This window comes from Priestia sp. P5_B4 (genome assembly GCF_056400385.1).
Genome location: NZ_JBFULJ010000100.1, coordinates 1 through 9,395, shown reverse-complemented (window position 1 = coordinate 9,395; position 9,395 = coordinate 1). Strand labels below are relative to the sequence as shown.

The window sequence follows — 9,395 nt, the reverse complement described above, 5'->3', positions numbered from 1 at the left end:
TTCCAACACCGCCTCCACGGCTCATGATTTCCATTACTTGTTTGCGGTGTTCTGAAATACCTTCACGTGAATCTTTTACATAAGGCATTACATAACAGTTGAAGTACGTTACGTCCGTATCAGCACCTGCACCGTAAAGAACGCGGCCAGCTGGTACAAAGTTTAGCTGAACAAGCTCTTGATAGAACTTTTCAAACCACTCTTTACGCTTTTCTTCTGTTTTTTCCACAGAAGCTAAGCCTGTTGCATTACGTTTTGCAATTTGCTCATAGAAGACTTCTAGAGGTTTTTCAATGACATCTAAAGAACGAGTAATTAATCCGTTTTCTGCTTCTTCAGGCGATAAAGCTCCTCTAAACTCATCTTCTACCTTGACAACAGCGGTTTTTTGCTCAAAATTAATGCTTTCCACATAGCCAAGTCCTCGTGCTGGAAATTTTGGATCTTCCTTTACGGTTAGAACAACAAAATCTCCTTCTGATAACGTTAATTTTTCCGTATCTTTAAACGCATAGCGGTCTAACATTACCAATCTTGAAACACCTTTATGAGTCAACTTCATATCCGGTGTAATCGGATGTACTTGCGGAAAGCGTTCAATATCTGAATTGAGCTTTTCAACATTCATATTCACTTTTTGATTTAACAAAACAGTCATTCTCACAACTCCTTACCTATCGAACATCTATAAATTTATTAACTTTATTTCCTTTTAAAGGAAATAAAGTTTTTCAATCAACTATCAATAACTTACCACACGGCTTGGACGAATTCAATATATAGTATTTGACACTTCTCCAAACATCTACATATAGAAGGGTGTCAAGTGAAATATTTTTTTTTTCGTAAAAAAAGTGTTTGACTTTTCTTCCCTATGTATTCTATTAGCCAAGCATTGTTTCTAAAAATCCCACTAAAAAGTGCAACTTATAAGAAGTTGCACTTTTATCTATTTCCCATGGGCATCCGTTTAGCGCTTAAAGTTCCATTCATCCGATCCGTACTTTGTGCGCGCTAGTTCTTCTACAGATGCTTCCTCTTCTTCAGACAGTGTATACGGTTCTAAATCGATATCAAGAGCAGAAGCAAATCCTTTATAAAACGCTTCTTTTGCTTCTTCAATAGAGATTTTGCGGCCCGCAATTGCATTAATGGCTACCGCTTTAGAACGAAATGCGCGCTGCATTCTTTCTTTCACGCGATCATTTGGATAATTAAACACGCTGAATAATTTATCTTCATCAATCTCTAACAGAATAGAGCCGTGCTGTAGAATAACTCCTTTTTGTCTAGTTTGGGCACTTCCAGCAATCTTGCGGCCCTCTACAACTAGTTCATACCAAGAAGGAGCATCAAAGCACACGGACGAACGAGGGTTTTTTAAGCTATTTTTTTCTTCTTCTGAACGAGGAATAGCAAAATAAGCCTCGAGCCCTAACGAACGAAATCCTTCCAGTAAACCTTCAGAGATTACGCGATATGCCTCTGTAACTGTCTTGGGCATGTTAGGATACTCTTCAGATACAATTACGCTGTAAGTAAGCTCTTCATCGTGAAGCACGCCCCTGCCGCCCGTTGGACGTCTTACAAAGCCTAGCCCTAATTCTTTTACTTTATCAAAGTTAATTTCTTTTTCAGCTTTTTGAAAATAACCGATTGACAGCGTTGGAGGGTTCCATCCGTAAAAACGAATCGTAGGTGGAATTTCTCCTTTACTATGCCATTCTAATAACGCTTCATCTAACGCCATATTGTAATAAGGCGAACGGTTGTTGGAATCAATAAATCTCCACTTTGCTTTCATCTACCTCATCCTCAGCTATATGTAATATAAAAAATAAATCCGTTTTTTAGTCTACCAAAAGATTGAGCTAAGGAAAAGCAAAGAGCAACATAAAACTGTGAATTCAAATGTGGTAGTTTTTTCATTTTCGGGAAGAAATCCGCTAGATTCAAGGCAAAATCGCTTTACTTCTAATTTCATTCACTTATATAATAAGAGTATGGATTTTGTCGAAGAAAGGAAGAATCAGCATGTCAGCAATTACAGCAGTACTCATTTTACTTGGAGTAATCATCATATACTCTGTCGTTATGTTCTTTGTCCAACGTCGCATTATGAAAACGTTAACTGAAGAAGAATTCCGCAGCGGCTACCGCAAGGCACAGCTAGTTGATATTCGTGAACCGAATGAATTCGAAAACGGACATATTTTAGGCGCACGAAATATTCCTCTTTCACAGTTCCGTATGCGCATTAAAGAATTTCGTCCAGATCAACCTGTCTACATCTATTGTCAAAGCGGAATGCGCACAGGACGCGCAGCACAAATGCTTCGTCGCCACGGTGTTCAAGAAATCTATGATTTAAAAGGCGGCTTCAAAATGTGGAACGGTAAAGTGAAAAAGAAAAAATAATGGTATGTATATAGAAAAACCTCGCCTTTGGGCGAGGTTTTTTGTTAGACGTTTTGAACAGCCTGTTCTTTCTGATAGCGAAGAACTGGCTTTCTCGCTGCCAGCGTTTCATCAAGGCGTTTCACAACCGTTGTATGCGGAGCTTCCTGTACGACTTCAGGCGTTTCTTCTGCTTCTTTTGCAATTTGAATCATCACATCGATAAACGCATCTAGCGTTTCTTTCGACTCCGTTTCCGTTGGTTCGATCATCATGCACTCTTCTACGATAAGCGGGAAGTAGATAGTCGGCGGATGATAGCCAAAATCAAGCAGTCGTTTCGCAATATCCAGTGTGCGCACGCCAAGCTTTTTCTGACGTTTTCCAGATAAAACAAATTCGTGCTTACAGTGACGGTCAAACGGCAGCTCATAGTGTTCTGCTAAACGACGCATCATATAGTTGGCATTTAGCACAGCGTTTTCCGTCACCGCTTTTAAGCCGTCTGGACCCATTGAACGAATATACGTATAAGCGCGAACGTTGATACCGAAGTTGCCGTAAAACGGCTTTACACGTCCAATTGACTGAGGACGGTTATAGTCAAAGTGATAACCTTCTTCTGTTTTCACAAGCACTGGTTTAGGCAAATACGGAATTAAATCTGCTTTTACCCCTACCGGACCAGAGCCAGGACCGCCTCCTCCATGAGGGCCTGTAAACGTTTTATGAAGGTTTAAATGAACAACGTCAAACCCCATATCTCCAGGACGGGCTTTACTTAATACTGCGTTTAAATTTGCACCATCATAATAAAGCTTTCCACCTGCTGCGTGAACAATTTCAGCCATTTCTAAAATATCTTCTTCAAATAATCCCAGCGTATTTGGGTTTGTTAACATTAAAGCGGCTGTATCTTCTCCTACTACGCGGCGTAAATCCTCTAAGTCCACTAAACCATGTTCGTTTGATTTTACCGTTACCGTTTCAAATCCCGCAACTGTTGCCGAAGCCGGGTTCGTTCCGTGAGCTGAGTCTGGAACAATGACTTTTGTTCGCTGCGTCTCACCATTTGCTTCATGATAGGCACGAATCATCATAAGCCCGGTCCACTCGCCGTGAGCACCTGCTGCTGGCTGAAGTGTTACTTCATCCATTCCTGTAATTTCTGTTAAATGCTCTTGTAAATCATATAAAAGTTCGAGAGCACCTTGAACCGTTTGCTCATCTTGAAGCGGATGAATATGCGCAAACCCAGCAATGCGTGCTGCTTGTTCATTCACTTTTGGATTATATTTCATCGTACATGAACCAAGCGGATAAAACCCTGAGTCTACCCCGTGATTTCGTTTTGAAAGCGCGGTGTAATGACGCATAATATCGAGTTCTGATACTTCAGGAAGCTCAGGAGCTTTGGTACGCACATACGCTTTCCCAAGCAGTTCTTCAGCATTTACTTGCGGCACATCTAACTCTGGCAATGAATAGCCGATTCGCCCTTCTTTACTGCTTTCAAAAATAAGTGATTGATTTTGATTAAGCATGAAGATCCCCCAATTCATTTACAAGTTGGTCAATTTCCTCTTTTGTACGGAGCTCTGTAAAAGCAAGCAGCATGTGATTTTCAAGCGCTTGGTTATCACGGCTAAGATCATAACCGCCAATTATTTTTGATGCTAATAAATGATTGTTTGCTTCTGTTACCGAAACCGGAAGCTTCACGACTAATTCGTTAAAAAACGGTCCTTCAAATGCTACATTTACCCCTTTTGCCTTTAACGCTTCATATGCATAATGCGTTTTTGATAAGTTTTGCAGCGCCATTTCTTTTACACCTTGCTTGCCTAAAGCTGTCATTGCAACTGATGCTGCTAAAGCATTTAACGCTTGATTTGAACAAATGTTAGACGTCGCTTTATCGCGGCGTATATGCTGTTCACGCGCTTGAAGGGTTAAAACAAACCCTCGCTTACCGTTTTCATCGACCGTTTGCCCTACTAATCGTCCTGGGATTTTTCGCATAAGCTTAGACGTAGTTGCAAAGTATCCGCAGTGCGGGCCTCCAAATTGACTTGGAATACCAAATGGCTGTGCATCTCCAATGACAATATCAGCTCCGAATTCTCCAGGAGGCGTAAGTAAACCTAATGATAAAGGATTGCTTGAAACCACAAACATGCATTTTTCTTGATGGGTAATTTCTTCAATTTCTTTTAACGGCTCGATTTGTCCGTAGAAATTTGGATACTGGACAATAACAGCTGCCACGTCACTCCCCATCTCTTTTTCTAATGCAATCATATCTGTTACGCCGTCTGCTGAAGGGATTTCTACCACTTCAATGTATTGACCCTTCGCATACGTTTTTAACACATCTTTTGACTCAGGGTGAACAGCCGCAGAGACAAGTACTTTTTTCTTTTTTGTTTGACCCGCACTGAGCATAGCGGCTTCTGCTAAAGCAGTTCCTCCGTCATACATAGAAGAATTAGCCACGTCCATCCCCGTTAACTCACAAATCATTGTTTGAAATTCAAAGATGGCCTGAAGTTCTCCTTGAGAAATTTCCGGTTGATACGGAGTATAGGCCGTATAAAATTCCGAACGAGAAATAACATGATCAACAATAACCGGCATGTAATGATCGTAAACTCCTGCTCCTAAAAAAGAAGCATAGTCTTTTAAATGAGCATTTTTAGCAGCCATACTATTTAATTCTTTTAACAGCTGAGGCTCTGAAGCCGCTTTTTTAATATTGTATTCTCCTTGAAAACGAACGCGCTGCGGAATATCTGAAAATAAATCATCAACAGATGAAACACCAATTGCTGCTAACATTTGCTGCTGATCTTGTTCTGTCATTGGTAAATAGCGATGTAACATGTTAAATTCCTCCCCAAAGCTTACTTTGAACGTTTATAAAAAGGTGTTGAAACCACTTTTGCTTTTAAGCGCTTTTTCCGAACCTGCACTTCCACTTCTCGACCAAGCTCTGTATACTCTGCTGACAATAGTGCTAGACCGATGTTTTTCTTTAATGTCGGTGACTGTGTACCTGTTGTCACAAATCCAATTTGTTCTTCATCTGCAAGTACTTCGTAACCGTGTCTTGGTATACCTTTATCAATCATTTCAATTCCTACCAGCTTACGAGGTGCCCCGCTTTCACGCTGTTCTTTTAACACTTCTTTTCCAATAAAGCTGTCTTTGTTCGTCTTTACTGCAAATCCAATTCGAGCTTCAATGGGCGTAATATCTTTTGAAAGCTCTTGGCCATATAAAGCCAAAGTAGCTTCAAAACGAAGCGTATCGCGAGCTCCTAATCCGCAAGGCAGCACACCTTCATCACTGCCTGCTTCTAAAATAGCCGTCCACAAGTGAGCTGCGTCAGCTGAAGAACAATAAATTTCAAAGCCATCTTCCCCGGTGTACCCAGTACGTGAAACGAGAGCTTTTACATTCGCTACTTCTACATCATCAGCAAATGTAAATGGCTTTAACAAAGCTAAATTTTCGTTCGTTAACGTTTGTAAAACTTTTTCTGCTACAGGACCTTGCAAAGCTAGCTGCGCAGTTTCATCAGACTGATTAACGAGCGTTACATCTCCTTGTTTGTGAGACACCAGCCACTCATAGTCTTTTTGAATATTAGCAGCGTTTACGACTAGCAAATACTCTTGATCTGCTTTTTTATAAATCAGCAAATCATCTACCGTGCCTCCGTCTTCATAACACATAGCCGTATACTGCGCTTTTCCATCTACGAGGGTAGAAACGTCATTTGTCATCGTGTGCTGAAGAAAAGCTAAGCTATCAGCTCCTGTTACAAGAATTTCTCCCATATGAGAGACATCAAAAAGGCCTGCCTTTGTACGTACAGCTTCATGCTCTTCTTTAATAGAAGAAAATTGAACGGGAAGAGCCCATCCTCCAAAATCAATTGTTTTGGCACCATATTTTTGATAGGTATCATAAAGCGGCGTTTTGTGTAATTCTGTTGTCATATTTATGTCCTCCTCTTTTTCACGTGAAACTTTTCATAACGGGGAGTTTTCAAATAGTGTGGGGATCACTATTTATCCAAACAAAAAAGGACAGAAAACCCCCTACTGTATTTAGTAGGAAGTCTCTGTCCTTTTCACCTGAAAGTTTACCTATAAATGAATAGGTTTGCCTCGTGGGTGGTCTATAAATGCATAGACGCTCTCCAGAGTTGCGTCAAACAAGAGTCTTTTTGCCTGAGAGATTCACAATTTTATTGCTTGCTCCTTCGGCGCTACATTCAAGTAGTCTCTCCCCGTGTCGTCATTCGCTTCTATAAAGTTGGTAAAGTTGGGCATACTACTGAAAGATGTATCTATCTTTATTCACACAATCATTTGTAAAGTGCTAATCTATTTTCTTTTTTAAATTTTCTAAATATATTTTTATCCTACCTGATTCTTATCATTTGTTCAATAAAAATTTTTCACAAAGGAGCATTTTTATCATGAAAGTGAAATTAAACATCGATGAAACATGGGAAGCAGCCTTCTCAACTAAATTGGAGCAAGACGGYCCTTGGTCTGCATGGGATTTGTATAAACTTGCCTATGAAATAGAAGACCAAACGCTTATCTCAGAATTTGAAGGACTACAAAGCCCAAAACATCTAGCCGATTTAACGCCGCTTCCTCATCAGCTCGAAGTAGCCAAACAAGTAGTTGAAACAATGAATGGGAAAGCCATTTTAGCAGATGAAGTAGGACTGGGCAAAACGATTGAAGCAGGGTTAATTTTGAAGGAATATATGATTCGCGGACTTGTTAAAAAAGTTCTCATTTTAGTTCCAGCTTCGCTTGTTTCACAGTGGGCTATGGAATTGAACCAAAAATTTTATATTCCCGCAGTCCCTCAAAGAAAATCATATGTGTGGGATCAGTGTGACATCGTTGTGTCTTCAATTGATACAGCAAAACGTTCTCCTCATCGAGAAATTGTGCTAGAACAAGACTACGACCTCATCATCATTGATGAAGCTCATAAACTTAAAAACAACAAAACAAAAAACTATGAATTTGTGCAAAGTCTAAAAAAGAAATTTTGTCTGTTGCTAACCGCAACACCGATTCAAAATCGAATTGAAGAAATTTTTAACTTAGTCTCTCTTTTAAAGCCTGGTCATCTCGGCAATAAAGACTATTTCGAAGAATTATTTTCCGCTAAAAAACGCTCTTTGCAAAACGATGAACACTTAAAAGAGCTTGTTAACAAAGTTATGATTCGAAATCGCCGCCACGATACGGGTATCGAATGGACGAAGCGAATTGTTCAAACCATTCCTGTTGAATTCTCGCCGAAAGAACGGGAGCTATACGATGCGATTACATCTTTTAAAGGAAACGGACTCCACCCTTCAAGCGCTTTTTCAATTTTAACCCTGCAGCGAGAGGCCTGCAGCAGCCGTGAAGCGGTGTATATGACATTAAAAAACATGATGGAACGTCAGGAAGATCCAAACAGCGCATTAACGGAACATATGATTACTCCGTTAATGGAACTACTTCAGCAAGTTCCGCAAAATGCAAAAGCAGAAAAAGTGCTAGAACTCGTTCAGAAAATTGATGATAAAGTCATTATTTTTACTGAGTACAGAGCAACTCAACTGTATTTACAGTGGTATTTAAAACAGCATGGAATTACCTCTGTACCTTTTAGAGGCGGATTTAAGCGAGGTAAAAAAGACTGGATGAAGCAGCTTTTTGAAAGCCACGCGCAAGTATTTATTGCCACTGAAGCAGGCGGAGAAGGAATCAATCTTCAGTTTTGTCATCATATCATTAACTATGATCTGCCGTGGAATCCAATGCGTCTAGAACAGCGAATTGGAAGGGTCCATCGTTTAGGTCAAAAACATGATGTTCACATTTACAATTTAGCCATTCAACATACGGTCGAAGAACATATTTTAAAATTGTTATACGAAAAAATAAACCTTTTTGAACGAGTTGTTGGAGAGCTAGATGATATTTTAACAAAGCTTGATTTAAAAAATATCGAAGAGCATATTCAGGATATTTTATTTCATTCACGGAGTGAAGGAGAAATAAAAATCAAAATGGAGAACTTGACGTCTATTATTCAATACGAAGACAGCGAGGAGGATCAGCATGCAGCAAACTGATATTCACCAATTTTTAAAGCGTTATTTTCTAGCTAATAATTGTTCTATTGTCACAGAAACATCTTCTTACCTGACGGTTCAATTAACGATTGAACTCGATAAAGAATTGATGAATCGTCCATTTTATTGGCACTATATTGAAAAGACGGGAGGAGAAGCAACTCCTGCTTCGCTCACTTTCATTACAGACCCAGCATTTGAAGACGATTCCGTTCAAGGAGAACGAATTCATTTCGGTTCACCTAGGCTGCACCAAATTTTCGCTTCTACTCAAAAACTAGGCGGGTTTATTCACTTGTATGAACAAGTTGCCTCAGCTCAGCCAACAAATCAGCCTTTACACCCTTGGCTTGCATTAAATATTAAAGTCTCATACAAATGCGATCGTAAAAAAGATGAGCTCTTGTCGCTTGGCATTAATTTAATCAATGGACAGATTATTGAATCATTTCATGAATTAATCATTAATCAAAATTTGTCATCTAAAATCTCAGACTATTGCTTTACTCTCTCACCTTTTATTAAACCTAAAAGTGCCATCGCACGACTCACATCATATGTGACTGACTATGTTAAAGCTCAGCCAACTGAATGGGCTGAAAAAGCGCAGGAGAGATGGTATGAAGACTTAGCGCTTCTAGATCATTTTTACGAAACAGCAGAAGAGCTGCCAGAAATATATATGACCGAAAAAACAGCGCTTCAAGAACTGTACGAGCCGACTATCTTGTTTAAGTTTATAAACGGTGGCTTATTTTACATATCGCCTGAAACGATGTCTCGTCAATTTAACAAAACACAAGCCGGTTAAAAAAAAGATGAGCATATAATATGC

The 9,395-nt window shown here is 39.6% G+C and carries 8 protein-coding genes and 1 riboswitch; of the genes, 3 read left to right on the top strand and 5 right to left on the bottom strand.

The genetic code is table 11. The features are described from left to right. Both AC1DRF_RS11175 and AC1DRF_RS11170 read right to left on the bottom strand, forming a co-directional pair. A partial coding sequence (locus tag AC1DRF_RS11175) for a ribonucleotide reductase N-terminal alpha domain-containing protein (RefSeq protein WP_477740748.1) occupies positions 1–658 on the bottom strand: 658 nt, incomplete at its 3' end. Between the two features lie 312 nt (positions 659–970). Further along, positions 971–1,804 carry a lipoate--protein ligase family protein gene (locus AC1DRF_RS11170; RefSeq protein WP_477740747.1) on the bottom strand — a complete coding sequence of 278 codons (834 nt, stop codon included), beginning with the start codon at positions 1,802–1,804 and terminating at the stop codon, positions 971–973. Between the two features lie 230 nt (positions 1,805–2,034). Here AC1DRF_RS11170 and AC1DRF_RS11165 point away from each other — a divergent pair, with 230 nt between their 5' ends. Beyond that, a complete protein-coding gene (locus AC1DRF_RS11165; RefSeq protein WP_013085006.1) occupies positions 2,035–2,418 on the top strand; it encodes a rhodanese-like domain-containing protein in 384 nt (127 codons plus the stop codon). Between the two features lie 44 nt (positions 2,419–2,462). Here AC1DRF_RS11165 and gcvPB read toward each other — a convergent pair whose 3' ends face one another. Genes gcvPB through gcvT form a run of 3 tightly spaced genes read right to left on the bottom strand, consistent with a single transcriptional unit; the run spans position 2,463 to position 6,401 of the window. Further along, complete coding sequence (gene gcvPB, locus AC1DRF_RS11160; RefSeq protein ID WP_427075290.1) at positions 2,463–3,941, bottom strand: aminomethyl-transferring glycine dehydrogenase subunit GcvPB; 1,479 nt, start codon at positions 3,939–3,941, stop codon at positions 2,463–2,465. After that, positions 3,934–5,280 carry an aminomethyl-transferring glycine dehydrogenase subunit GcvPA gene (gene gcvPA, locus AC1DRF_RS11155; protein ID WP_043976247.1) on the bottom strand — a complete coding sequence of 449 codons (1,347 nt, stop codon included), beginning with the start codon at positions 5,278–5,280 and terminating at the stop codon, positions 3,934–3,936. The genes gcvPB and gcvPA overlap by 8 nt, the downstream gene beginning before the upstream one ends. Before the next feature lie 20 nt (positions 5,281–5,300). Further along, the gene (gene gcvT / locus AC1DRF_RS11150; protein ID WP_427075291.1) at positions 5,301–6,401 is read right to left on the bottom strand and encodes a glycine cleavage system aminomethyltransferase GcvT; all 1,101 of its coding nucleotides are present in this window, start codon (positions 6,399–6,401) and stop codon (positions 5,301–5,303) included. Positions 6,402–6,613: 212 nt separating this feature from the next. Continuing rightward, positions 6,614–6,706, bottom strand: a riboswitch (glycine riboswitch). Positions 6,707–6,886: 180 nt separating this feature from the next. On the opposite strand from gcvT, the gene AC1DRF_RS11145 reads away from it, so the two are divergent. Together AC1DRF_RS11145 and AC1DRF_RS11140 are read left to right on the top strand one after the other, a co-directional pair. Beyond that, positions 6,887–8,560, top strand: a complete 1,674-nt coding sequence (locus tag AC1DRF_RS11145; RefSeq protein WP_377572736.1) for a DEAD/DEAH box helicase — start codon at positions 6,887–6,889, stop codon at positions 8,558–8,560. Further along, positions 8,547–9,371 carry a YqhG family protein gene (locus AC1DRF_RS11140; RefSeq protein WP_013059169.1) on the top strand — a complete coding sequence of 275 codons (825 nt, stop codon included), beginning with the start codon at positions 8,547–8,549 and terminating at the stop codon, positions 9,369–9,371. Before AC1DRF_RS11145 ends, AC1DRF_RS11140 begins: the two co-directional genes overlap by 14 nt. Positions 9,372–9,395 lie beyond the last annotated feature (24 nt).